We start from the raw sequence: 24,103 nt of genomic DNA, 5'->3' as shown, positions 1-24,103 counted from the left end.
AAGCGGCCAGCGCCCGGCCGTATCGCGATGGCGATACCGGCCGGCCTGACCGCAAACCCCGCGTATGCATCGCACGATCGGCCGAAGCCGTCGGGTGATCGGTAGCGTGTCGCCGCCCGCCGGTCAATCCAGATAGTCGGCGTATTCCTTGCGCGCGTAGCGGGCGAGCGTCGTCCACGGCGGCGGCTCGCGCCGCGCGGCCGGCGCCGGTGTCAACGTCAGCTTGCGCACGACGCGGCCATCGGCGCTCCGGTATTCGACCGACAGCGGCGCCTGCAGCGTCTCGCTCCACAGGATCCGGTTCACGCCGCGCGCGCCGGGCGTATCGACCGCCTGCTCGTACCAGAGGGTGCCGGGCGCGTCGCCGCGCTTCGCGACCGCGAGCCGCTTCAGCTGCGACGGCGGCGTGACGTAGTACGCGTTGTCCCACGAGCCGTCGAAACCCGTGGTTTCGTACTCGGCCGGCGGCACGCTGACGACCGTCCGGTTCGCCGCGTCGACGTACTCGATGCGGGCCGTCTTGCCGTCGTAAGTCACATGCCGTGCAGCCGCCTGGAAGTTGAAATGCCTGTGGCCCGCGTGGGCGGACGCCGGTTGCACGCCGGCGCGGCGGCCCGGGCCCGCGTCGTGGTCATGATCGTGATCGTCGCCCTGCCCGCCGCCGGCCGACGCGGCGGGCAGCACGCGTTCGACCCACACGTGCCCGTCGCGCCGCACCATCCGTTCGCGATACAGCGTCGTGCGCGTCACGCCGTCGGCCGTCACCGTTCGGCTCTCGTGCAGCAGCACGGCGTCGAGATCGGCCGCTGCACAAGCCGGCAGCGCAATCATCCCGCCGGCGAGCGCACAGAAGATCTGGCGTTTCATCGCGCGTTCCTGTTCATCGTCCCATCACCCGCCTCAGAAACCGAACGCCGAGCGCACGAGACCGAACACCTTCGTGTTGTCGATCGTGCCCTTGAACGCCTTCGCTTCGGCGCCGTCGGCGAACAGCATCACGTCGCCGCCGCCGTGCGTTTCCGACCCGGCGCTGCCCATCCGCACGCCCACTTCCTGCAGATACGCATCGTTCGTCGCGGTGGCCGAATCGACCGACGCGCGCACGTTCGGCCGGTTCGCGCCGTTGCCGAACACCAGCGTCGTGTAGGTATTGCCGTCGGCGTCCTTGCTCGGCTGGCCGTCGCGATAGTTGCGGCTGATGTCGAGAATCGGGTTGCCGCGCTTCGAATAACCGTTGATCGTCATCGTGTGGTCGTGGTCGGCCGTCACGACGATCAGCGTGTTCGACAGGTCGACCTTCGACAGCGCGACGCGGATCGCTTCGTCGAATGCCGCCGTGTCCTCGAGCGCGCGCTTCGCGTTGGTGCCGTGCAGCGCGTGATCGATCCGGCCGCCTTCGACCATCAGGAAATAGCCGTTCGAATTCTTCGACAGCACGTCGATCGCCTTCGACGTCATCTCGGCAAGGCTCGGCTGCGACGGCCCTTCGCCCTTGCCCGCGACGCGGTCCAGCTCGTACTCGAGATGGCTCGTCGAACTGAACAGGCCGACCAGCTTGCCGTTGCCGGCCTGCGCGAGCTGATCCTTCGTTGCGACGACCGTGTAGCCCTTCGCCTTCATCTCGTTGAGCAGGTTGCGCCCGTCCGCGCGGCCGCGCTTGTTGGCCACCGGATCGAACGGCGTCCAGTGGTTGCGGCCGCCGCCCATCAGCACGTCGACGCCGTCGCCGAGCGCCGCGTTGTAGCCCGCGCCGCCCGGCGCCGCCTGCGCGGCGATGTCGTATTGCGCGTCGCGATGGCAGATGTGCGAATAGGTCGCGGCAGGCGTCGCGTGCGTGAGCTCGGTCGTCGTGATCGCGCCGACCGCCTTGCCGCGCGCCTTCGCCAGTTCCAGCAGCGTCGCGACCGGCTGGCCGTTGCCCGGCGCGCAGTTGTTGACCGTCTTGTTGCCGTTCGCGTCGCTGCCCGGCGCAACCGCGCGCGTGTCGGACGACATCGACAGCACTTCGTTGTTCATCTTCACGCCGGTCATGTACGCGGCCATCGACGGCGCACTGTCGGTCGTCTGCGCGTCGTTCGAGAAGGTCTTGATGCGCGCGGTGCGCGCCAGCTTCTCCATCGTCAGTTGTCCCGACTCACCGACCTTGTAGATCCGGCTCGCCGTCACGGTCGTCGGCCCCATGCCGTCGCCGAGAAAGAAAATCACGTTCTTCGCCTGGCCGGCGGCCTGCGCCGCGCCGCATGCGAAACCCGCGACGGCCAGCGCCGCCGCGATGCACTTGATGGTCGACATCCTGTATTCCCCTGTACCCGTGTAGTCGGCGCTCACAGCTGCACCGCGTTGCGCACCAGCTCGAAGACCTTGTTGTTCTCGATCACGCCGTGGAACGCATCCGCGCCGCGGCCGATCGCACCGAGGAACACATCCGTGCCGCCGTGCGTCTCGTTGCCCTTGTCCATGCGCACGACCGCCTCCTGGCGATAGTCGTCGGCGCCGGTCACCGCGTCGGTGAGTGCGGTGCCCGCGCGGCTGCCCTGCACGCGGTTCTCGCCGTTGCCGAAGCCGATGATCGTGTACGGCGCGCCGTCCGCGTCCTTCGCGACCGCGCCCGTCTGGTAGTTGCGCAGCACGCCCAGCACGCCGGCCTTGCCCGCTTCGGTCTTGCCGGTGCGCGCCGCATAGCCGTTCAGCACCAGCGTGTGGTCGTGGTCGGCCGTGACGACGATCAGCGTGTTCTTCAGGTCGGGATCGGTCTTGCGCACCTTGTCGATCGTGGCCTTGATCGCGTTGTCGAACGCGACCGTGTCCTGCAGCGCGCGCTTCGCATTGGTGTCGTGCAGCGCATGGTCGATCCGGCCGCCTTCGACCATCAGGAAATAACCGTTCGGGTTCTTCTGCAGCACGTCGAGCGCGCGCGTCGCCATGTCGGTGAGGCTCGGCTCCTTCGTCGCGCCGCGATCGAGGTCGTAGCTCATGTGGCTCGACGAGAACAGGCCGACCAGCTTGCCGCTCTTCGTCGCATCGGCCGCCAGCAGGTCGTCGCGGTTCTGCGCGAACGCGTAGCCCTTCGCCTTCAGCTCGTTGACGAGGTTGCGCCCGTCGGTGCGCTTGCCGCCGCCGTCCTTCGGCACGAAGAATTGCGTGCCGCCGCCGAGCACGACGTCGACGCCGTCGCCGAGCGCACCGTTGTAGCCCGCGCCGCCCGGCACGAGCTGCGCCGCGATGTCGTTCTCGGCGTCGCGATGGCACACGTGCGCGTAGGTCGCGGCGGGTGTCGCGTGCGTGACGCGCGTGGTCGTCACGACACCGGTGGCCATGCCCTTCGCCTTCGCGATCTCGAGCAGCGTCGTCGCCGATTTGCCGTTGTTCGCGCCGCAATTGCCGGTCAGGCTCGCGCTCGGCTCGATCGCCTTCGTGTCGGGCGACATCGAGATCACTTCGTTGTTGGTCTTCACGCCGGTCATGTACGCCGACATCGACGGCGCGCTGTCCGTCACCTGCGCATCGTTCGAATAGGTCTTCACGAACGCGGTTTCCGGCAGCGTGTCGATCGTGAGCGCGCCCTCTTCACCGACACCGTAGATGCGTGCGGCCGTCAGCGTCGTCATCCCCATGCCGTCGCCGAGGAAGAAGATCACGTTGCGCGCGGCCGTCTGAACGGGCGGCTGGGTGGGCGACGTGCTGGTCGGGCCGTCATCGCTGCCGCAGCCGGCGAGCGCAAGGGCGCCCGCGCACAGCAGCGCCGCCGTTTTGATTCGATTCATGGTGCCGGTTCTCCCCGCCGTTGATGCTTTCGAAATGAAAGGCGATGGTAGGAACCCGATGTGACGGCAATGTGAATGGAAACTGGAAGGTATCGAATGAATTATGAAAGGCGACGGCGAGGCGCCACGGCCGGGCGCCGCGCGTGCTGCGGCGTCATTCCGCGTGTTCGGCGGCGATGTTGCGCACGGTCACGATGCGCGCTGGCGGAATGTTTGCCCACACGATCCGGCTGTCGCAGGCAACGAATGCCGAATCGCCGAGCGGGTGACGGCCGGGCGGCCGCAGGTCGTACGTGAACTGGATCATCACGCCGTCAGCGGACAGCACGCGATGGCACTGGCCGACGATCGCCGTCACGTCCTGCCGCGGCAGCGTGCGCAGCGGCAGGCACGACACGATCGCGTCGACGCGCGCGTCGGGCGGCAGCAGGCGTCCGAGCTGCCGCGCGTCGCCCGACACGATCGAGATGCCCGGAAAACGTCGCCGCAGATGCTGGACGAACGCCGGCGAACGCTCGACCACGACGAGCCGCCGCGGCGCGACGCCGCGTTCGAGCAAGGCCGCGGTGATCGCGCCGGTGCCGCCGCCGAGCTCGACGACGAGCCCGTCGCCGTCCGGCACCGCATCGGCCATCTCGCGCGCCAGCTGCCGCGAACTCGGGCACAACGCGCCCACCGCAGCCGGACGGCCGACCCACTCGCGCACGAACAGTGCCGACACTCGCCACGCATTCGGCCAGATCATGGGCAGCCCTTGAGCGATTGCGCCGCCGGCAACGACGCGTCAAAGACTTCATGGAACAGGGCTACGGCGACACGGGGCTTTGGCATGCGCATCCTCCTGGACGAATCGGTCCGTCGCAGGAAGCGCGACGATCAAATCGATTCTAGGAAACGCAAACTTAAGGCGACGTGAAGATTGACCCTGATTCCCCTGATCAATTCGTACCGGATCAACGGCCGACGCCCGCCCCGTGCGCGGCCCGTCTCACCGCAGGTTGGTTCTCGCCAGCTCGACGATCTCGTCACCGCGCCCGCTGAGGATCGCGCGCAGCATGAACAGGCTGAAGCCCTTCGCATGCGCGAGTTCGATCTTCGGCGGCATCGCGAGCTCGTACTTCGACGTGACGACGTCGACGACGGCCGGCCCGTCATGCGCGAACGCCATGCGCAGCGCTTCCTCGACGTTCTCCGAGTGCTCGACCCGCACGCTGAAGATGCCCGCGCCCTTCGCGATCGCCGCGAAATCGGTCGGGCTCAGGTCGACGTTCGTGTCCAGATAACCGGCCGCCTTCAGCTCCATCGACACGAAGCCGAGCAGGCTGTTGTTGTACACGACGATCTTGACCGGTAGCTTGAGCTGGCGCGCGGTGAGCAGGTCGCCGAGCAGCATCGACAGCCCGCCGTCGCCGGACAGCGACACCACCTGCCGCCCCGGATGCGCGCCCTGCGCGCCGAGCGCCTGCGGCATCGCATTCGCCATCGAGCCGTGATTGAACGAACCGTGCAGTTGCCGCTTGCCGTTCATCGTCAGGTAGCGCGCGGCCCACAGCGTCGGCGTGCCGACGTCGGCCGTGAAGATCGCGTCCTCCGCCGCGACTTCGTCGACGATCTTCGTCAGGTATTGCGGATGAATCGCGCGGCCCGGCGGCTCGGCCACCGCGAGATCGTCGAGCCCCTTGCGCGCGGCCGCGTAGTGCTTCAGCGCATTCTCGAGGAAACGCCGCTGCGTCTTGCGCGTCAGGCGCGGCAGCAGCGCCGCGATCGTTTCCTTCACGGTGCCGACGAGGCCGAGCGCGAGCGGCGCGCGATGGCCGAGCTGCGAGCCTTTCCAGTCGATCTGCGCGATCTTCGCGTTCGACGGATAGAACGGCCGGTACGGGAAATCCGTGCCGAGCATCAGCAGCGTGTCGCACGATTCCATCGCGTGATAGCCCGAGCTGAAGCCGATCAGCCCCGTCATCCCGACGTCGAACGGGTTGTCCCATTCGACGAACTGCTTGCCGCGCAGCGCATGCACGACCGGCGCGCCGAGCGTGTCGGCCAGCGCGACCACCTCGTCGTGCGCGCCCTGCGTGCCGCTGCCGCACAGCAGCGTGACCGCGTCCGAGCCGTTCAGCAGCGCCGCCAGCCGGTCGAGATCGGCGTCGGCCGGCAGGATCGACGGCGGCGCCGCTTCGCTCCATGCCGGCGCTTCGTCCGGGCCGTCGCCCAGCGCGATGTCGCCCGGCAGCACGATCACCGCGACGCCGCGTTCGTCGATCGCGGTGCGCATCGCGCGCGCGAGCACGCGCGGGAACTGCGATGCGTTGGTCACGAGCTCGGCGAAATGGCTGCACTCGCGGAACAGCTCCTGCGGATGCGTTTCCTGGAAGTAGCCGAGGCCGATCTCGGTCGACGGGATGTGCGCGGCGATCGCGAGCACCGGCTGATGATTGCGGTGACAGTCGTAGAGGCCGTTGATCAGGTGCAGGTTGCCGGGGCCGCAACTGCCCGCGCACACCGCGAGCCGCCCGGTCGACGCGGCATCCGCGCCGGCCGCGAACGCGGCGCTTTCCTCGTGCCGCGTATGCATCCAGCGGATCGAGCCGATCTGGCTCAAGCTGAACGACAGGCCGTTCAGGCTGTCGCCCGTCACGCCCCAGATACGCTCGACGCCCGCTGCCGCCAGCGTCTTCGCCAGGTATTCCGCCATCGTCTGTCTAGCCATCATGCCCTCGCTCGTTGATCGGTCGTCACACGATTGATCCGGCAACGGCGGCCGCCGTTGCCGCTGACGGGACGAGCATACGCGATCGTCCCGCGCGGCGTCGTGACGATGCAAGCGCCCTGCACGCCGCCGCGGCAGCGATCCGTCATGCCGCACGCGGCCCCTTTCGACGGCGTCGGGCAATCGTCGGCGCTTTGTCATGGTTCCGACTCCAGCCGGCAGCCGAAAAGCGGGCAGGCGCGCCTGCGATGCCCCGCTCAGCTCCAGTCGGATGCCGCCTCGTCCGGATCGACGAGCGTCAGTCCGGACGCCGGCAACGGCAGCGCGGTCTTGTAGCGCACCTGCTTCAGCGCGAAGCTCGACCGGATGTTCGATACACCGGGGATCGTCGTCAGGCGCTCGATGATGAAACGCTCGAGCGTGCGCATGTCGGGCATCACGACGCGCAGCAGGTAGTCGGCGTCGCCCGACATCAGGTAGCACTCCATCACCTCGGGCCGCTGCGAGATCGCTTCCTCGAAGCGCTGCAGCGCGTCCTCGACCTGCTTCTCGAGGCTGACCTGGATGAACACGTTGATCCGCAGCCCGAGCGGCTCGGGGTCGAGCAGCGTGACCTGCTGCCGGAACAGCCCGAGCTTCTCCAGCGCGCGCACGCGGTTGAAGCACGGCGTGGCCGACAGGTTCACCGCACGCGCGAGTTCCGCGTTCGTGATCCGCGCGTTCTGCTGCAGCTGGTTCAGGATGCCGATGTCGATGCGGTCGAGCCGCCGCGGGTTTGAACTCATGGTCGAAATATTCCGGAAGAGTGGCCACAACCGGAATATTTACACTATCGGCGCGTGAAATCCGAATGAAATCAGACGCATATTTTGCGGATCGGCGGGTAGCATGATCCGACCGATTGCCACTGATGCGCGCCGCTCTGAACCGGCGCGCGGGAGACCTGCGATGACGGACCTGTCGAACGGTATCGACGCCACGCGGCGCGCGGGCGGCGCTCACGCCGACACCGACCCTGAAGAAACCGCCGAATGGCTGGAGGCGCTCGACGCCGTCGTCGCGCACGTCGGCAAGGAGCGCGCCCAGTACCTGCTCGGCCGCCTCGCCGCGCATGCGCACACCCGCGGGCTCGCGGCGCCGCGCGGCCCGGTCACGCCGTACATGAACACGATCGCCGCGCACGAGCAGCCGCCCTATCCGGGCGACGCCGATCTCGAGGAACGGCTGTCCGCCGCGCTGCGCTGGAACGCGCTCGCGATGGTCGTGCGCGCGAACCGTGCGTACGGCGAGCTCGGCGGCCACATCGCGAGCTACGCGTCGGCATCCGACCTGTTCGAAGTCGGCTTCAACCACTTCTTCCGCGCGACGCCGGCCGGCGCGGGCGATGAAAGCGGCCCGGGCGGCGATCTCGTGTACTTCCAGCCGCATTCGTCGCCGGGCGTCTATGCACGTGCGTATCTCGAAGGTTTTCTCGGCGAGGACCACCTCACGCACTATCGCCGTGAAATCACCGGGCCCGGGCTGTGCTCGTATCCGCACCCGTGGCTGATGCCCGATTTCTGGCAGTTCCCGACCGGCTCGATGGGCATCGGCCCGATCAACGCGATCTACCAGGCGCGCTTCATGCGCTACCTGCAGCATCGCGGGCTCGCGAACACCGCGGGCCGCACCGTGTGGGGCTTCTTCGGCGACGGCGAGATGGACGAACCCGAATCGCTCGGCGCGCTGTCGCTCGCCGCGCGCGAGGGGCTCGACAACCTCGTGTTCGTGATCAACTGCAACCTGCAGCGGCTCGACGGCCCGGTGCGCGGCAACGGCCGCGTGATCGACGAACTCGAGGCGCAATTCGCGGGTGCCGGCTGGAACACGATCAAGGTGCTGTGGGGCTCCGACTGGGATCCTCTGTTCGCGCGCGACCACGCCGGCGCACTCGCACGCGCATTCGCCCATACCGTCGACGGGCAGTTCCAGACCTTCTCCGCGAACGACGGCGCCTACAACCGCGCGCGCTTCTTCAGCCAGGACCCTGCGCTCGAAGCGCTCGCCGCGCAGCTCACCGACGCGGAGATCGACCGCCTGCGCCGCGGCGGCCACGACGCGCGCAAGCTGCACGCCGCGTATGCGCGTGCGCTCGCGCACCGCGGCCAGCCGACGGTGATCCTCGCGAAGACGATGAAGGGATACGGGATGGGTGCGGCCGGCCAGGGCCGGATGACGACCCATCAGCAGAAGAAGCTCGACGTCGACGATCTGAAGGCGTTTCGCGACCGCTTCCGGTTGCCGCTGTCGGACAGCGACGTCGAGCAGTTGACGTTTTACAAGCCAGCGGAAGACAGCCCGGAAATGCGTTACCTGCATGCCCGCCGGGCTGCCCTGGGAGGCTATCTGCCCAGAAGGCGGATGGCGGCATCGAAGGGGCTGACCGTCCCTTCGATGCCGGCCTGGGGTGCGTTCGCGCTGGATGCGGCCGGCCGCGAGATGTCGACGACGATGGCGCTCGTGCGCATGCTCGCTGCGCTGATCAAGGATCGCGAGCTCGGCCCGCGCGTCGTGCCGATCGTCGCTGACGAAGCGCGCACGTTCGGCATGGCGAGCCTGTTCCGGCAGGTCGGCATCTACTCGCCGCTCGGCCAGCGCTACGAGCCGGAGGATCTCGGCTCGATGCTCTATTACCGCGAGGACACGCGCGGCCAGATTCTCGAGGAAGGCATTTCGGAAGCGGGTGCGATCTCGTCGTGGATCGCCGCCGCGACGTCGTACAGCGTGCACGACCTGCCGATGCTGCCGTTCTACATCTACTACTCGATGTTCGGCTTCCAGCGCATCGGCGACCTGATCTGGGCCGCCGCCGACCAGCGCGCGCGCGGCTTCCTCGTCGGCGCGACGTCCGGGCGCACGACGCTCGGCGGCGAAGGGTTGCAGCACCAGGACGGCAGCAGCCACCTCGCCGCGTCGACGATTCCGAACTGCCGCGCATACGATCCCGCGTTCGCGTACGAAGTCGCGACGATCGTCGATGCCGGCATGCGCGAGATGGTCGAGCAGCAGCGCGACGTGTTCTATTACGTGACGGTGACGAACGAGAACTACGCGCAGCCTTCGCTGCCCGGCGGCGATGCGCAAGCCTTGCGCGAAGGAATCCTGAAGGGGATGTATCCGCTGGCGGCGGAATCGCATGCGACCGCGCAAGTGCAGTTGCTCGGCGCGGGCGCGATCCTCGGCGAAGTCATCGCCGCGCAGCGCATGCTGAAGGAAGACTGGGGCATCGATGCGGCCGTGTGGAGCGTCACGAGCTTCACGGAACTGCAGCGCGACGGGATGGAGGCCGAGCGTCGCGCGCGGCTCGACGACGACAGCCCGCACGCAATGCCGTATGTCACCGCCGCGCTCGCCGCGACGCGCGGGCCCGTGATCGCCGCGACCGACTACTTGCGCGCGGTGCCCGAACTGATCCGCGCGTACGTGCCGCGCCGCTACGTGACGCTGGGCACCGACGGATTCGGCCGCAGCGACACGCGCGACGCGCTGCGCGCGTTCTTCGAGGTCGATCGTGCAAGCATCGTGCTCGCGGCGCTGAAGGCGCTGGCGGACGAGCACGAGATCGACCCGGCCATCGTGCGGGCCGCGCGCGAACGCTACCGGCACGACACATCGCCGGATACGCCGCCCTGGCAACGCTGACGCGAAACGCCGCGCGACCTGCGCGGCGTTTTTGCATGGATCGGCCGTTGCGTGCCGTGACCGCCGACGGTCATTGATGCCTCGCGCTCAACACCACCCGCTGCCGAACCGCACTACACCGGCAACGCGTGCGTGGACAGAATCTCCTTGAGCACCATGAACGAGCGCACCTGCCGCACGCCCGGCAGATAGATCAGCTGCTCCGCATGCAGCCGGTTGAAGCTCTCGTTGTCGCGCGTGCGCACCAGCATGAAGTAGTCGAACTCGCCGGTCACGACGTGACATTCGACACACCCCGACACCTTCTGCGCGGCCTTCTCGAACGCGGCGAACGCCTCCGGCGTCGAGCGGTCGAGCACGAAGCCGATCACGACGAGCATGCCGGCCCCGAGCGGCTTCGGGTCGAGCAGCGCGACGATCCCGCGAATCATCCCCATCTCCTTGAGCCGCTCGACGCGCCGCAGGCACGCCGGCGCGCTCAACTTCACCTTCGCGGCGAGGCTCACGTTCGAGATCGACGCGTCCTGCTGAAGCTGCCTGAGGATCGCGCGATCGATGCGGTCGAGCGCGGGCGCCGCATCGGCCGTCTCCGCCGAATTTCTACTTAATTTCATTGCGTCATCCTCCGTTTCTTCGAACCAGAATTGCTTAGACAGCTCCCGATTCCTCACCAACGTAGGCCGACGATATTTATTTCGCAAGCTCATTTCGTGTGTGCTTGCCTATCATTTTTACATCGGGAGGCCGCGTGCCGGCGCTTCCCGAACGTGCTGCTTCCCGTACCCACCCTGTCTTTCCGGAGACCCGAGTCGATGAACCTGCAACGTTTCCCCCGTTATCCGCTGACGTTCGGCCCGACCCCGATCCAGCCGCTCAAGCGCCTGAGTGCGCACCTCGGCGGCAAGGTCGAGCTGTATGCGAAACGCGAGGACTGCAACAGCGGCCTCGCGTTCGGCGGCAACAAGACCCGCAAGCTCGAATACCTGATCCCGGACGCGCTTGCGCAGGGCGCGGATACGCTCGTGTCGATCGGCGGCGTCCAGTCGAACCAGACGCGCCAGGTCGCGGCCGTCGCCGCGCATCTCGGGATGAAGTGCGTGCTCGTGCAGGAGCACTGGGTCAACTACGACGATCCGGTATACGACCGCGTCGGCAACATCCAGCTGTCGCGCATGATGGGCGCCGACGTGCGACTCGTGGCGGACGGCTTCGACATCGGCATTCGCCGCAGTTGGGAAGACGCGATGGAAAGCGTGCGGCAGGCGGGCGGCAAGCCGTATCCGGTGCCGGCCGGCTGCTCCGAGCATCCTCTCGGCGGGCTCGGCTTCGTCGGCTTCGCCGAAGAAGTACGCGCGCAGGAAGCGCAACTCGGCTTCAAGTTCGACTACATCGTCGTGTGCTCGGTGACGGGCAGCACGCAGGCGGGGATGGTCGTCGGCTTCGCGGCGGACGGGCGCGCGGATCGCGTGATCGGCATCGACGCGTCGGCGACGCCGGAAAAAACACATGCGCAGATCACGCGTATTGCCCGGCACACGGCTGAAATCGTCGAGCTCGGGCGCCGCATCGACGAACAGGACGTCGTGCTCGACACGCGTTATGCCGGCCCGGAATACGGCCTGCCGAACGACGGCACGCTGGAAGCGATCCGGCTGTGCGCGCGGCTCGAAGGCGTGCTGACCGACCCCGTCTATGAAGGGAAATCGATGCACGGGATGATCGACAAGGTGCGCAACGGAGAATTCGAGCCGGGGTCGAAGGTGCTGTATGCGCATCTCGGCGGCGTGCCGGCGTTGAGTGCGTATGCGGAGATTTTCCGCAACGGGTAACGCCCGAGCGATCGCGATCCGGCGCGCCAGCGTGCGCGCCGTCACGGCGCCGGCCCGGTCGACTTTGTCGACATCGGGACGGCGCCGTTTCTTCGTTGTGACACGTCCTGCGTCCTCTGGCTGCCGCTTGCTCCGTCCCATCGCGGTGCTCAGCCGCTTTCACGCCCTCCCCCAGCCGCTTCGCACGCGGCATCCCCCGTTTCCTCCTCGCTGATCATCGCCCGCATCGGACGCGACTTGTCTGTCAAAAAACATTGACCATAGGACGTGCTCTCAAATCATTCGTACCTGTACTAAGCCTCACGTGTCCCATTTAGTAGGCGTTCTATTTAAATCACCTCCCTGCTTACCGAAAATTGACACGGTCGAGTCGATTGCAACGTTTCGCAAACATTCGCCCGCAACAGCACGGCCAAAACCGCCGATGCACGCGCGCAACCGGCCGACAAAGTCAGGCGCCGTCGTCGTCCATCGATTGCCCATCCCATGCACTGCAAGACCGCCGCCCCTCGGCCCGATCCGGGGGTGGCAACGCATCGGCATCGAAAACGCACGACGCACCGCCCATCCGACCAATCGACAGGGGCAGGGGTATATGGATACGCCATTCGAAATCCGGCAAGCACACGAGTCGCCCGTCGCAGGGGGATCGCTCGCACGCGTGTCCGATGTCGCGCTGATCTCGATCGGCGCGCTGGCCGCGGCACTGATGCTGCCCGATACAGGCACCGACCGATCGCCCGAACTGGCTGCCGTTGCCTGCGCGGCGACGTTCGCGCTGATGCTGTTCCCCGCGTTCGGCATCTACCGGATGCCGGACGGACGGACGAAACGCCGCGCGGCGATCCTCACCGTACTCGCGTGGCTGCTCGCGCAAGGCTGCGCGGCGCTCGTGATGCACACGCTGGCGCCCGAGTCGAGCATCCCGACGAACTGGTACCTCCTCTGGACGGCCGCAAGCGGCGCCGCGCTCTGCGTGCCTCGGCTCGTCGCCAGCCGAACGCTCGGGCGGATCGGGCATCCGCCCGCAGGCGGCCATCCGGTCGCGATCGTCGGCACCGGCGCCCATTGCGACGCGGTGCGCGACCGGATTGCGCGGATGCCGTCGGCAGGATTCCGCGCCGCCGCCACATTCGATCCCGACCATGCCCGCCCCGATGTCCGCGCCGACGTCCCGCACTTCGATGCGCTTGACACGTTCGCGCAGCACGTACGCGCGCACGCGATCCCCGAAGTCTGGCTCGCGCTGCCGATCGGCGACACGCGCACCGTGATGGCCGTGATCGATGCGTTTCGAAACGATCTCGTCAACATCCGGCTCATGCCTGACGTCAGCGCGATGACGATGTTCGACGGCGGCATGGTCGACCTCGTCGGCGCGCCGGCGATCAATCTCGTTGCGTCGCCGCTGTCGTCCCGCGCGCTGCTTCAGAAAGCCGTTTTCGATCGCCTCTTCGCGGCCGCGGTGCTGATCGGCACGGCGCCGCTGCTGCTCGCGATCGCGGCGGCGGTGCGGCTCTCGTCGAAGGGCCCTGCGTTGTTCCGGCAGCAGCGCCAGGGCGCGAACGGCAGCACCTTCACGATCCTCAAGTTCCGCACGATGCGGCTGCACGACGACGGCCGTGAAGTGCGGCAGGCCACGCGCGGCGATCCCCGCGTCACGCGCATCGGCGCGTTCCTGCGCCGCACGAGCCTCGACGAACTGCCGCAGTTCGTCAACGTGCTGCGCGGCGAGATGTCCGTCGTCGGGCCGCGCCCGCACGCGCTCCAGCACGACAACCTGTATCAGCCGATCGTCGACGGCTACATCCATCGCTATCGCGTGAAGCCGGGCATCACGGGCTGGGCCCAGATCAACGGGCTGCGCGGCGAAACCGACTCGATCGAGAAGATGCAGCGCCGCGTCGAGGCCGATCTCCATTACCTGCGCAACTGGTCGTTCTCGCTCGACATGCGGATCGTCTCGGCCACCGTTCTGCGCGGCTGGGTGCATCACAACGCGTACTGACCTGCACGCAACGCGCGCCTTTCGAAGCGCCGCCCATCACTAAGGATAACTGATGACAAACCCGACACCCGAGCGATCCGATACCGTCCATCCGCGTTGCATGCGTTTGCTGCTGGCCATGGCCGCGAGCGTCACGCTGTCAGCCTGCGTTCTCGCGCCCGGCATGCGGATGAGCCCGCCGTCCGACGCGGCAGACGCGCACGCCGCCAGCGGTGCCCCCGCGTTCCGGATCACGCCGATCGATGCCGGCCTGATTCGCGAACTCGATGCGCAATCGGCGAGCCGGCAAACCGGGCAGTCCGATCGGCTTGCCGCATCGCCCGGCCCATACCGGATCGGCCCCGGCGACGTATTGCAGATCACCGTGTGGGACCACCCCGAACTCGCGGCGTCGCAAGGCCCCGCGCCACAGAACGCGCCGCGCGCGGCGGATCCGGCATCCGGCTTCGTCGTCGATCCGAAAGGCAACGTGTCGTTCCCGTTCGCGGGCACCGTGCACGTCGCGGGGTTGACCGCCGACGCCGCGCAGGCGCGGATCGTCGCCGCGCTGTCGCGCGTGTATCGCGGCCCGCAGGTGACGTTGCGCGTCGCGTCGTTCCGCTCGCAGCAGGTCTACATCGACGGCGAGGTTCGCACGCCGGGCGCCCAGCCCGTCAACGACGTACCGATGACGCTGTACGAGGCGCTGGGCCGCTCGGGCGGCCTCAGTCCGGCCGCCGACCAGAGCCGCATGACGCTGGTGCGCGACGGCGTGACCTATCCGCTCGACCTGAGCCGGATGCTGCGCAACGGCCGCAATCCGGCCGACGTCGTGCTCGCCGCCGGCGATCTTCTTCACGTGCCGGCCCGCAGCGACTACGGCGTATACGTGATGGGCGAAGTCAACAAGCCGTCGCTCGCGGTGCCGCTGCGCGACGGGCGCCTGACGCTGTCCGACGCGCTGTCCCAGGCCGGCAGCGTGAACGCCGGCACGGCCGACGCAGCCCAAATGTTCGTGATCCGCGGCTCAGGCACGGACAGCCCGCAAGTGTTCCATCTCGACGCGCGCTCGCCGGTGTCGATGGTGCTCGCGAACGAGTTCGAGCTGCAGCCGAAGGACATCGTCTACGTCGACGGCAACGGCCTCGTGCGCTTCAGCCGCGTGCTCAGCCTGCTGCTGCCGGGCGTCAATACCAGCGCCACCGCGGCGCTCGCCGTCAAATGAGCGCGATCTCGACGCTGCTCGTCGTGTGCATCGGCAACGTCTGCCGCAGCCCGATGGCCGAAGCGCTGTTGCGCGCGCGGCTGCCGGGCGTCGACGTGCAATCGGCCGGCCTCGGCGCGCGCGACGGCCAGTCGGCCGATCCGCATGCGGTCGACCTGATGCGCGAGCGCGGCCTCGACATCGCCGCGCACCGCGCACGGCGCGTGCCGCCCGGGCTCGCGATGCGCGCCGACCTGATCCTGACGATGGACGCCGACCAGCAACAGCGGCTCGAACGCCGCCTGCCGGCGATGCGCGGCCGCGTGTTCCGGCTCGGCATGCCCGATCCGTCCACCGGCCGCGCGCACGGCTTCGACGTCCCCGATCCCTATCTGGGCCCGCGCGCGTCGTTCGAGCACAGCCTGCGGCTCATCGAATGCGGCGTCGACGCATGGTGCGCGCGCATCGCGCCGGCCGCCCCTTCCACACCTGCCCTTTCCGATTCGAACCGATGACATCCACACCTTCCCACGAGCATGCGCACGACCGCGACGCCGAGCTCGATCTCGCCGGCGCGATCGACGTACTCGTTTCCCGACGCTGGCTGATCGCCGCCGTCACCGCCGCCTGCATGGGTGCCGGCACGCTGTACGCGCTCCTCGCACCGCGCCAGTACCAGGCCGACATCATGGTGCAGGTCGAGGACAGCGGCGACACGTCGGCCGCCAAGAGCGCACTCGGCGACGTGTCGTCGCTGTTCGACATCAAGTCGAGCGCCGCGGCCGAAGCGCAGATTCTCGCGTCGCGGCTCGTCGTCACGCGTGCGGTCGACGAGCTGCGCAGCTACATCGTCGTACAGCCGAAGCGCTTCCCGGTGGTCGGCGAATTCGTGTCGCGCTTCAACACCGGGATAGCACAGCCCGGCCTGCTGGGCATCGGCGGTTATGCATGGGGCACCGAAAGCGCCGAGCCGGCACGCTTCGACGTGCCGAAACCGCTGGAGGGCGAGCGTTTCGAACTCGTGCTGCTCGACGGCGGACGCTACCGCCTGACGGGTGGCGCGTTGCCCGCGCCGGTCACGGGCGCGATCGGCCGCCTGGAGACGATCCCGACCGCCTACGGCCCGATCTCGATCGACATCGCCGGCATCGACGCGCATCCAGGCACCCGCTTCACGCTCGTGCGCGAATCGCGTGCCGGCACGATCGACGCGCTGCGCCGCGGGCTCGACGTCCAGGAAAAGATCAAGCAGTCGGGCGTAATCGTCGCGACGCTGCGCGGCGCCGACCCGCAGCGCGTGCAGGCACAGTTGCAGGCCGTCGCAAGCCACTACGTGCGCCAGCACATCGAGCGCAAGTCCGCCGACGCCGCGCAATCGCTCGCGTTCCTCAACGCGCAGCTGCCGGTGCTCAAGAAGCAGTTGCAGGACGCCGAACAGCGCTACACGAACATGCGCAACGCGAACGGCGCGATCGACCTGGACGAGGAAGCAAAGCTGATCCTCCAGCAATCGGCCGACGCGAAAACGCGCAGGCTCGAACTGGAGCAGAAGCGCGACGCGATGAATGCGCGCTTCGCGCCGGGCCATCCCGACATGATCGCGCTCGATGCGCAGATTGCGACGCTCGCACGCGAACAGCAGTCGTTCGAACGTCAGGTCGGCCGCCTGCCCGAGCTGCAGCAGAACGCCGTGCGCCTGATGCTCGACGTGAAGGTCGACACCGATCTCTACACGGCGCTGCTCGCCAACGCGCAGCAGCTCGAACTGGTCAAGGCCGGCAAGACCGGCAGCGTGCGGCTCGTCGACACGCCGATCGCGCCTGAAGACCCGGTGCGCCCGAACCGGCCCGTCGTGATCGCGGCCGCCGCGCTGCTCGGTTTCGCGCTCGGCGTCGCGCTCGCGTTCGTGCGCGACTATCTGTTCGGCGGCGTGCGCAGCGCCGACGAGATCGAGCGGCCGCTCGGCATCGACGTCTATGCGACCGTTCCCGCATCGTCCGGCCAGCGGCAGGTCGCCCGGCGCAGCGCGCAACGGCTGCCGGGGCCGCACCTGCTGAGTGTGCTCCAGCCGCACGACCCGGCAGTCGAGAGCCTGCGCAGCCTGCGCACCGCGCTGCGCTTCGCGATGCAACGCGCGCGCAACAACGTGCTGCTGCTGACGGGCCCCGTGCCCGGCGCCGGCAAGTCGTTCGTCGCGTCGAACTTCGCGGCGCTGCTGGCCGCCAACGGCGAGCGCGTGTTGCTCGTCGACGGCGACCTGCGCCGCGGCTACCTGCACGACGCGCTCGGCGTCGGGCGCGAGCCGGGCCTTGCCGACCTGCTGTCCGGCACCGCGACGCCGGACGCCGCGATCCGCCGCGACGTGATCCCCAACCTCGACTTCATTTCGACCGGCACCATCCCCGAACACCCGTCGGAGCTGCTCGTCGACGAGCGTGTCGGCGCGCTGCTCGACACGCTGTCGGCCCGCTACGACCGCGTCGTGATCGATGCCGCGCCGATCCTCGCCGTGACCGACGCCGTCGTGCTCGGCCGCCATGCGGGCACCGTGCTGCTCGCGGCCCGCGCGGCGTCGACGCGCGTGGCCGAACTCGGCGAAGCGATCCGGCGTCTCGCACACAACGGCGTCGATGCGAGCGGCGTGCTGCTCAACGGCGTCGATCCGCGCTCGGGCCGCTACGGTTCGCGCTATGGCGCGTATCGCTACACCGAGTATTGCTACACGCCACCGCGTCGTGGCTTGACGTTGTCGATCGGACGGTCGCTGCGCTCGCTCGTCGCGCGCTTTCGGCGAGGCGCACCGCGATGAACGATCTCCGACACCTCGAACGCCGAGCCGCCGGTCAAGCAACGCGCCCCGCCGCGTCGCCAGCGGCCGGCACATCCGTCCCGTCGCGCGCACCCCGCATTCGACCGCTTCGTGTGGCACTCGTCGTCGAGGCGGCTGGCGGCGGCGTGGCAGTCCATCTCGCCGACCTGATCGACGGACTGAGCAAAACCGGCGACGTCGAACTTCACCTGATCGCGCCGCGCGGCCCGCGCTTCGACGGCACGATCCTCGATGCGCGCGTGCTGGCGCTGTGCGCGAGCGTGCACCATGTCCCCATGCATCGCGCCGTCGGCTGGCGCGATGCGTGGGCCGTCGCGCACGTGTATCGGTGCCTGCTGCGGATTCGTCCGGACATCGTGCACAGCCACAGTTCGAAGGCCGGCGCAGTCGCGCGTCTGTGCATCGGCCCGTGGCGGCACGTGTATACCCCGCACGCAATCTACACGCTCAACCCGACCCTGAGCAGCCTGCAGCGCCGCGTGTACGGCACGATCGAAGCGTTGCTCGGCCACTTCCGCTCGCACCGGATCGTCGCCGTCTCGCGCGACGAAGCGCGGCATCTGCACGACGCGCTCGGCATCCCCGCCCATCGCGTCGCGACGATCTCCAATGGTGTCGCGGCGTCCGCGACACTGCCGCGCCGCACCGCGCGGCAGGCGCTGAGCCTCCCGGACGACGCGATCGTCGTCGGTTTCGTCGGGCGCCTCAGCCACCAGAAAGGCGTCGACCGGCTCGTGCGGATCGCGCGCGGCGTCTATCGCCAGTGCGGCCTCGACGTGCGCTTCGTCGCGATCGGCCCCGGCGACTTCGCGGCGGCGGCCGGCCCCGAGGCCGACGACGTGCCGCCGAATCTTCATGTCGTCGGCCCGGTCGATCGCGCCAGCCGATATTTCTCCGCATTCGACCTGTTCGCGCTGCCGAGCCGCTATGAAGGGTTTCCTTACGTGTGCCTCGAAGCGATGGCCGCCCAGGTACCGATCGTCGCATCGCGCGTTGCGGGCGTGACCGAACTGGTCGAGGGGCACGCCATCGGCGAAGTCGTGCCGAACGACGACGACACGACGCAATTCGCCCGCACCGTCGTCGCACTCGCCCGCGACGCGGCGCGACGTGACGTCATGCGCGAACACTGCGCGGCGACGCTCGACCACTTCTCCGCCGCGACGATGGTGCGGCACACGCACGAACTGTATCGCGCACTCGTACAAGGACACTCCGCATGACTTCATCCCCCCATGTCGCGCTGCTGCACGCGTACAGCGCCTGCAACACCGGCGACGGCCTGCTGGTCGACCTGTCGGTCTCGCTGCTGCGCGAGGCGTTCGGCGATGCGACGCGCGTGTCGATCGTCGCCGCCGATCCCGCGTCGTTTCCCCGGCACGACGACGTGCGTCCGGCCCCGGTGCTCGCCGATCGCGGCTGGCGCCGGCTCACCGCGGCCGCCCGCGCCGCGCTGCCCGTGCGCGCGAATGGCCGGTTGCGCCCGACCGTCGAACTGCTCGACCGGGCCGACCTGATCGTCGGCGTCGGCGGTGGCTACCTGCGTGCGCGCAATCCCGTCGAGGCGCTCAAGCTCGAAGCCGGGCACCTTCTGCAGATGCGTGCAGCGCGCGCATCGGGCAAACCGGCCGTGTATCTGCCGCAGAGCATCGGGCCCGTACTCTCGGCCCATCCGGTCGGCGCGCACCAGCGCTCGCTACTCGCCGGGTTCGATACGGTGTTCGTTCGCGATGACCGTTCCGCAGCCTTCCTCGCCGAGAATCCGAACACGCGTCGCGCACCCGATCTCGCCGTACTCGATTTCGAGCATCGCAGCGATGCGATCCTGCAGCGCGCGGCACGCGCGAATCACGATGTGCGGCACATCGCATTCGTGCTGCGCCGTGCGCCTGCGTGGTCCGCCGCGCAACGCGCACGCTACGACGCGTCGATCCGGCGGCTCGTCAAACAGGCGAACGCGTTGTGCCGGATCAGCTTCGCGGTACAAAGCACCGGCCGCGGCAACGACGATCTCGCGTACTACCGCAGTCTCGGCATCCGCGAAACACCGGTGCCGCTCAGGGCATTGCTCGAGCACGACCGGCCCGACGTCACGGTGTCGGTGCGGCTGCACGGCGCGCTCGAATCGATCCTGCACGGCGTGCCGGCGTTCCACGTCAGCTACGAGCGCAAGGGCTTCGGCGCCTACTTGGACATGCGGCTCGACGATTGGGTCGCCAACGGCGCGGATTTCGATCCCGCCGACGTCTTCGATACGATCTTCGCGCCCGGCGCGACGGCCGCGTTCTGGGACGCCGCGCAAACCGGCTTCGCCAGCATCCGTGCGGCACGCGTGCGCGTGATCGATGCGCTGCGCGCCGCGGGCGGCGCCAACGAAGGTGGACGATGCTGACACGCCTTCTGTTGCGCTTCTCGGCGCTCGGCCTGAAATTCGCGCTCGCGATCGTCGTCGCGCGCACGCTCGGCTTCGATGCGATCGCCGCGTACGGGCTGGCTGTCGCCGCATCGGTCATTGCGTCGAAAGTGCTGGGCCTCGGCTTCAGTCCGGAACTGAACCGGCGCCTGAGCGACACCAACCCGCTGCCGGCGATCGCTCACGTGCGCCGGCTGTGCGTCGTCTATGGCGCGCTCTACGTACTGCTCGCCGCCGCGCTTGCCGTGGCGACGCTGAACGCGCCCGCCGCTGCGCTGCTCACACGATTCGGGCTACCGGCATCGCTTGCCTGGAGCGTGCTGCTTGTCGCGCTGTCCGAGCATGCGGCGTTCGAAGCAAACGGATGGCTGTTCTCGCTGCACCAGCCGCGCGCGGCTTCGCTGCTGCTGTTCGTGCGGACCGGCGCGTGGGCCGGCATCGCTTGCGCCGGACTGCTTTCCGGCGCGATGCAATCGATCGAAGCGGTGTTCGCGATCTGGGTCGCGGTCAACGCATGCGTCGTGATCGCTTGCCTGCGCCGGATCGCCACGTTCGCGCGCCGCGTGCGCGGCATCCGGTTTCCCGGGTGTGAGGCTGATCCAGGCGGCGTGCTGCCGGTCTGGCTGCAGGGGCTGCCCTTCTACGCGGCCGGCGTGCTCCTCGCGGCGCTGCAGTATGCGGAACGCTTCGTCGCGGGCGGCCAGGTGAGCGTCGACGCGCTCGGCCAGTACGTGTTCGCGTGGTCGATCGCCAATGCCGTGCAGACGGTCGCGTTTGCGACGGTCGTCGCGACGGCCGGCCCGCGCTTCGTGCGCACGCTGGCCGAGACGCCCGGCGCGTTTCTCCGGCAAGTCCGCCGCGCGGTGGCGGCCAGCGCGGCGGTGACGCTGCTCGCGTCGGCCGCCATCGCGGTCGCTTACCGCGACCTGTTCGCGTTCGCGCACCAACCGGCGGACGCCGATCACGCCGCGCTGCTCGCGGTACTGCTCGCGTCGTTCGTGCTGCGCGCGGCGGCGGACGTGCTGTGGACCGCCGCCATCGCAGTACGTGCAGGCAGCATCGTGCTGGTCGCGTTGACGGCCATCGCACTGCTGTATCTGCCGCTCGCGTCGCAACTGATTGCTCGCGAAGGCATCGTGGGCGCCGCGTTCGCTCATCTGGCGACGAGCGTCGCGATCGCCGCGATGCTCGCGCTGAGCGTCGTGCGGCTCGCGCGCCGGCATCGACTCGCCGCGCGGGCAACGGAGCTGCGTCATGCTGGATAAGCTGCTTTGCGCAGGCCCGCGGCTCAGCCGCGGCCTGGTACGCGCGATCGCCGCGCTGGCCGTACTCGCTTACTGGGGCATCTATGCGAAAGCCGGCGCGTTCCTGCCCGAGTTCGTGTTTCGCGACGCGGAGAAGATCCAGAGCCAGATCGGCGGCGCGAGCACCTACGAAGGCACGTCGTTCGACGCGGTCGCGCAGGTCTATGCCGCGCTCGGCACGACCGGCACGCACCTGTTCGTCGCGTCGATCGGCGCACTCTGTATCTGGCGCGTGCTCGGCCAGGGCACGCGCGTCGGATCGATGGCGGCCTGCATCGTGCTGCTCGCGCCGTGCGTGTTCTTCAACCTGTTCGTCGCGAGCAAGGACACGCTCGTCGTGCTGATGGCCATCGTGCTCGCGCGAATCGCGCAGCGTCGCACCGCGCTCGTCGCGATCGCGGCCGCGGTCGTGCTGTACGGCGCGTACGCAGCCATCGTGCGCAGCTATTTCGCGCTGATCCTCGCGGTCGCGGTCGGCGTGCTGCTGTTTCGGCATGGTGGGTGGCCGCGCAGGATGCTGCTGATTCTCGCCGTGCCGCTCGCGATCTTCCTGCTGCCGAACGACGCGTATTACCTGCTGCTGCATCCGCGCGACATGGCGTCGGACTATCTCGCCTACCAATCCCCTTTCGGCGCGCGCACCAGTTTCCGCAACCCGCTCGAGCCGGTTTCGTTCGTCGCGTTCTGTGTCGACTACCTGTATGCGGTGCTGCGCCTGAATCTGCCGGTGCTGTTTTCGCCCGGGCCGAAGGAAATCGCGATGCAGGCGTTCGTCTGGATCACGCTGGCCGCCGTGTGGCGTCGCGCGCGCGGCGACGGCGGCGCCGGCCGCGACGTGCTCGCCGCGCTCGTCATCGGGCATGCGGCCGTATCGATGCTGTTCGAGCCCGATCTGGGCAGCTACACGCGCCATTTGTCGAGCGTGTCGTTGCTGTGCGCGATGCAGTTTGCGGGCATGTCGCGTTCGACGCGAGGAACGGGACGGGCATCCGACACAATCAGTCCATCCCGAGCCGCAGGCCGGCGGCGCTCCCCGGCGACACGACAAGCAGCCCGGTATGGAGGAACACATGCGTGACGACATCGTGCAACCGCGCGCGTTCTTCCCCAATATTCAGGCTGCCCGCGCATTCGCGGCCCTCGCGGTCGTCGCCTATCACATGCACGTGCTGCCGTTCGGGCAGGCCGGCGTCGACGTCTTCTTCGTGATCAGCGGGTTCATCATGTCGTGGGTCGCACCGGGCGAAGGTCGTATGTTCTTCCGCAAGCGCCTGGTACGGATCGTGCCGCTCTATTGGGTGACGACGCTCGGCATCTACGCGATTGCTGTGCTGCGCCCGCACTGGCTGAACAGCACGACTGCTGCCCCCGAATATCTCGTGAAGTCGTTGCTGTTCGTGCCGTACATCAAGGAAAACGGTCATTGGGGGCCGCTCAACCTGAACGGGTGGACCCTCGAGTACGAAATGCTGTTCTACGTGGTAGTCGCAGCAAGTCTGGCGTGCGTCCGCGCGCGCTTCGCGACGGCGTTCGCCGCGCTGATGCTCGCGTCGTTTTGCCTGTGGGCAGTCATCGGAGGTACACCGGGTACCGTCGCCCACCATCTGGGGCAACCGATCGTGCTGGAGTTCGGCCTGGGTGTGGTGGCGTACTGGGGGCTGCAAACCGGTTTCGTGCGTCGCATCGCCAGACCGGCGTGGGTGTTCGCGGCATGCATCTCCATCGCGGCGATTCCGTTGTCTCATGCGCTATTCGGCACGCCTCAAGCGTTCGCTCGTATTGCACTGTGGGGCATGCCGGCGTGCGTGCTGATCGTCTCGCTGGTCGCGCTCGACATGCGGAACGTGTCGATCACGAACCGGATCGTGACCGCACTGGGCGCCGCCAGCTATTCGATCTACCTGATCCATCCATATGCGATCGGCGTCGCCGAGAAAATCGTCGGCGTGCGCGCGGATCTTCAGACGTGGTCCGGCGCCGTGGCTGCGTGCGCGATGCTCGGCGCGGTGTGTGTATCCGGATACGCGTGCTATATCCGGGTTGAGCGACCGATGGTGGCGGCGCTAAATCGATGGCTTCGATGAGCGCAGGCTCCGATGCACGATTTATGATCGACTCACGACCAACGGGCGACGAGCGTTCCCAGCCAGTTCATCGGAGGATTGCCCTCAAGGCGCCCCGTATCGCTCGTTGGCATGCGACCGACCTGAGCCGATAAGCAACACCATCGCACGGGTGCAATCGAGCGTCTGGCTGCGACGGAGCCCCTACGCGGCTCACCGTTGCGGGCTCGGCATCCCGGTCAGTTAAACCTCGCTGGGCGACCAGGGCAGCTAAGCACGCAGCGTGCCCGAGCCTTGTGTGGCCACATTCCGCCGGCC

The 24,103-nt window shown here is 68.2% G+C and carries 18 protein-coding genes; 11 read left to right on the top strand and 7 right to left on the bottom strand.

Going from position 1 to position 24,103, the window contains the following annotated elements; genetic code table 11:
* Positions 1-123: 123 nt before the first annotated feature.
* From VK92_RS00580 to VK92_RS00555, 6 genes are all read right to left on the bottom strand, one after another.
* Positions 124-867, bottom strand: a complete 744-nt coding sequence (locus tag VK92_RS00580) for a hypothetical protein (RefSeq protein ID WP_048021495.1) — start codon at positions 865-867, stop codon at positions 124-126.
* Positions 868-900: 33 nt separating this feature from the next.
* Entirely contained in the window at positions 901-2,292 is a 1,392-nt protein-coding gene (locus VK92_RS00575; protein WP_048021494.1) for an alkaline phosphatase, read from the bottom strand.
* Between the two features lie 32 nt (positions 2,293-2,324).
* Positions 2,325-3,764, bottom strand: coding sequence for an alkaline phosphatase (locus VK92_RS00570; RefSeq protein WP_048021492.1), 1,440 nt, complete (start codon positions 3,762-3,764; stop codon positions 2,325-2,327).
* 154 nt (positions 3,765-3,918) lie between these two features.
* Positions 3,919-4,509: a class I SAM-dependent methyltransferase gene (locus VK92_RS00565; protein ID WP_048021490.1), complete on the bottom strand. Its 591-nt coding sequence runs from the start codon at positions 4,507-4,509 to the stop codon at positions 3,919-3,921.
* A gap of 243 nt (positions 4,510-4,752) precedes the next feature.
* Positions 4,753-6,474, bottom strand: coding sequence for a ubiquinone-dependent pyruvate dehydrogenase (gene poxB, locus VK92_RS00560; protein WP_048021573.1), 1,722 nt, complete (start codon positions 6,472-6,474; stop codon positions 4,753-4,755).
* A gap of 257 nt (positions 6,475-6,731) precedes the next feature.
* Positions 6,732-7,259 carry an Lrp/AsnC family transcriptional regulator gene (locus VK92_RS00555; RefSeq protein ID WP_027789923.1) on the bottom strand — a complete coding sequence of 176 codons (528 nt, stop codon included), beginning with the start codon at positions 7,257-7,259 and terminating at the stop codon, positions 6,732-6,734.
* A gap of 163 nt (positions 7,260-7,422) precedes the next feature.
* Between VK92_RS00555 and mdeB the strand changes: the two genes are divergently transcribed.
* Positions 7,423-10,155, top strand: a complete 2,733-nt coding sequence (gene mdeB, locus VK92_RS00550) for an alpha-ketoglutarate dehydrogenase (RefSeq protein WP_048021488.1) — start codon at positions 7,423-7,425, stop codon at positions 10,153-10,155.
* Positions 10,156-10,268: 113 nt separating this feature from the next.
* Here mdeB and VK92_RS00545 read toward each other — a convergent pair whose 3' ends face one another.
* Entirely contained in the window at positions 10,269-10,769 is a 501-nt protein-coding gene (locus tag VK92_RS00545) for an Lrp/AsnC family transcriptional regulator (RefSeq protein ID WP_048021486.1), read from the bottom strand.
* A 198-nt stretch (positions 10,770-10,967) separates the two neighbouring features.
* Between VK92_RS00545 and VK92_RS00540 the strand changes: the two genes are divergently transcribed.
* The 10 genes from VK92_RS00540 to VK92_RS00495 all read left to right on the top strand — a co-directional run bounded on the left by VK92_RS00540 (position 10,968) and on the right by VK92_RS00495 (position 23,806).
* Complete coding sequence (locus tag VK92_RS00540; RefSeq protein WP_048021484.1) at positions 10,968-11,984, top strand: 1-aminocyclopropane-1-carboxylate deaminase; 1,017 nt, start codon at positions 10,968-10,970, stop codon at positions 11,982-11,984.
* Between the two features lie 595 nt (positions 11,985-12,579).
* On the top strand, positions 12,580-13,992 hold the full coding sequence (locus VK92_RS00535; protein ID WP_048021482.1) for an undecaprenyl-phosphate glucose phosphotransferase: 1,413 nt from the start codon (positions 12,580-12,582) through the stop codon (positions 13,990-13,992).
* A 52-nt stretch (positions 13,993-14,044) separates the two neighbouring features.
* Positions 14,045-15,196 carry a polysaccharide biosynthesis/export family protein gene (locus VK92_RS00530; RefSeq protein WP_048021481.1) on the top strand — a complete coding sequence of 384 codons (1,152 nt, stop codon included), beginning with the start codon at positions 14,045-14,047 and terminating at the stop codon, positions 15,194-15,196.
* Positions 15,193-15,690, top strand: coding sequence for a low molecular weight protein-tyrosine-phosphatase (locus VK92_RS00525; protein WP_048021480.1), 498 nt, complete (start codon positions 15,193-15,195; stop codon positions 15,688-15,690). The genes VK92_RS00530 and VK92_RS00525 overlap by 4 nt, the downstream gene beginning before the upstream one ends.
* The gene (locus VK92_RS00520) at positions 15,687-17,984 is read left to right on the top strand and encodes a polysaccharide biosynthesis tyrosine autokinase (protein ID WP_048021478.1); all 2,298 of its coding nucleotides are present in this window, start codon (positions 15,687-15,689) and stop codon (positions 17,982-17,984) included. The genes VK92_RS00525 and VK92_RS00520 overlap by 4 nt, the downstream gene beginning before the upstream one ends.
* Before the next feature lie 113 nt (positions 17,985-18,097).
* A complete protein-coding gene (locus tag VK92_RS00515) occupies positions 18,098-19,228 on the top strand; it encodes a glycosyltransferase family 4 protein (protein ID WP_231600487.1) in 1,131 nt (376 codons plus the stop codon).
* A complete protein-coding gene (locus VK92_RS00510) occupies positions 19,225-20,397 on the top strand; it encodes a polysaccharide pyruvyl transferase family protein (RefSeq protein ID WP_048021474.1) in 1,173 nt (390 codons plus the stop codon). Before VK92_RS00515 ends, VK92_RS00510 begins: the two co-directional genes overlap by 4 nt.
* The gene (locus tag VK92_RS00505) at positions 20,391-21,683 is read left to right on the top strand and encodes a polysaccharide biosynthesis protein (RefSeq protein ID WP_048021472.1); all 1,293 of its coding nucleotides are present in this window, start codon (positions 20,391-20,393) and stop codon (positions 21,681-21,683) included. The genes VK92_RS00510 and VK92_RS00505 overlap by 7 nt, the downstream gene beginning before the upstream one ends.
* Positions 21,673-22,800, top strand: a complete 1,128-nt coding sequence (locus VK92_RS00500; protein ID WP_231600486.1) for a hypothetical protein — start codon at positions 21,673-21,675, stop codon at positions 22,798-22,800. Before VK92_RS00505 ends, VK92_RS00500 begins: the two co-directional genes overlap by 11 nt.
* Positions 22,793-23,806, top strand: coding sequence for an acyltransferase family protein (locus tag VK92_RS00495; RefSeq protein WP_048021470.1), 1,014 nt, complete (start codon positions 22,793-22,795; stop codon positions 23,804-23,806). The genes VK92_RS00500 and VK92_RS00495 overlap by 8 nt, the downstream gene beginning before the upstream one ends.
* The last annotated feature ends 297 nt before the right edge of the window (positions 23,807-24,103 follow it).

The organism is Burkholderia sp. LK4, assembly GCF_001043615.1.
GTDB classification, from domain to species: domain Bacteria; phylum Pseudomonadota; class Gammaproteobacteria; order Burkholderiales; family Burkholderiaceae; genus Burkholderia; species Burkholderia cepacia.
Note: the sequence above shows the minus strand (reverse complement) of the source record. Positions and strands in the feature narration are given on the sequence as shown.

Bases quoted from the DNA above. Each gene is read 5' to 3' on its own strand.
- VK92_RS00580 (WP_048021495.1), bottom strand. From the start codon at position 867: ATGAAACGCCAGATCTTCTGTGCGCTCGCCGGCGGGATGATTGCGCTG.
- VK92_RS00575 (WP_048021494.1), bottom strand. From the start codon at position 2,292: ATGTCGACCATCAAGTGCATCGCGGCGGCGCTGGCCGTCGCGGGTTTC.
- VK92_RS00570 (WP_048021492.1), bottom strand. From the start codon at position 3,764: ATGAATCGAATCAAAACGGCGGCGCTGCTGTGCGCGGGCGCCCTTGCG.
- VK92_RS00565 (WP_048021490.1), bottom strand. From the start codon at position 4,509: ATGATCTGGCCGAATGCGTGGCGAGTGTCGGCACTGTTCGTGCGCGAG.
- poxB (WP_048021573.1), bottom strand. From the start codon at position 6,474: ATGGCTAGACAGACGATGGCGGAATACCTGGCGAAGACGCTGGCGGCA.
- VK92_RS00555 (WP_027789923.1), bottom strand. From the start codon at position 7,259: ATGAGTTCAAACCCGCGGCGGCTCGACCGCATCGACATCGGCATCCTG.
- mdeB (WP_048021488.1), top strand. From the start codon at position 7,423: ATGACGGACCTGTCGAACGGTATCGACGCCACGCGGCGCGCGGGCGGC.
- VK92_RS00545 (WP_048021486.1), bottom strand. From the start codon at position 10,769: ATGAAATTAAGTAGAAATTCGGCGGAGACGGCCGATGCGGCGCCCGCG.
- VK92_RS00540 (WP_048021484.1), top strand. From the start codon at position 10,968: ATGAACCTGCAACGTTTCCCCCGTTATCCGCTGACGTTCGGCCCGACC.
- VK92_RS00535 (WP_048021482.1), top strand. From the start codon at position 12,580: ATGGATACGCCATTCGAAATCCGGCAAGCACACGAGTCGCCCGTCGCA.
- VK92_RS00530 (WP_048021481.1), top strand. From the start codon at position 14,045: ATGACAAACCCGACACCCGAGCGATCCGATACCGTCCATCCGCGTTGC.
- VK92_RS00525 (WP_048021480.1), top strand. From the start codon at position 15,193: ATGAGCGCGATCTCGACGCTGCTCGTCGTGTGCATCGGCAACGTCTGC.
- VK92_RS00520 (WP_048021478.1), top strand. From the start codon at position 15,687: ATGACATCCACACCTTCCCACGAGCATGCGCACGACCGCGACGCCGAG.
- VK92_RS00510 (WP_048021474.1), top strand. From the start codon at position 19,225: ATGACTTCATCCCCCCATGTCGCGCTGCTGCACGCGTACAGCGCCTGC.
- VK92_RS00505 (WP_048021472.1), top strand. From the start codon at position 20,391: ATGCTGACACGCCTTCTGTTGCGCTTCTCGGCGCTCGGCCTGAAATTC.
- VK92_RS00500 (WP_231600486.1), top strand. From the start codon at position 21,673: ATGCTGGATAAGCTGCTTTGCGCAGGCCCGCGGCTCAGCCGCGGCCTG.
- VK92_RS00495 (WP_048021470.1), top strand. From the start codon at position 22,793: ATGCGTGACGACATCGTGCAACCGCGCGCGTTCTTCCCCAATATTCAG.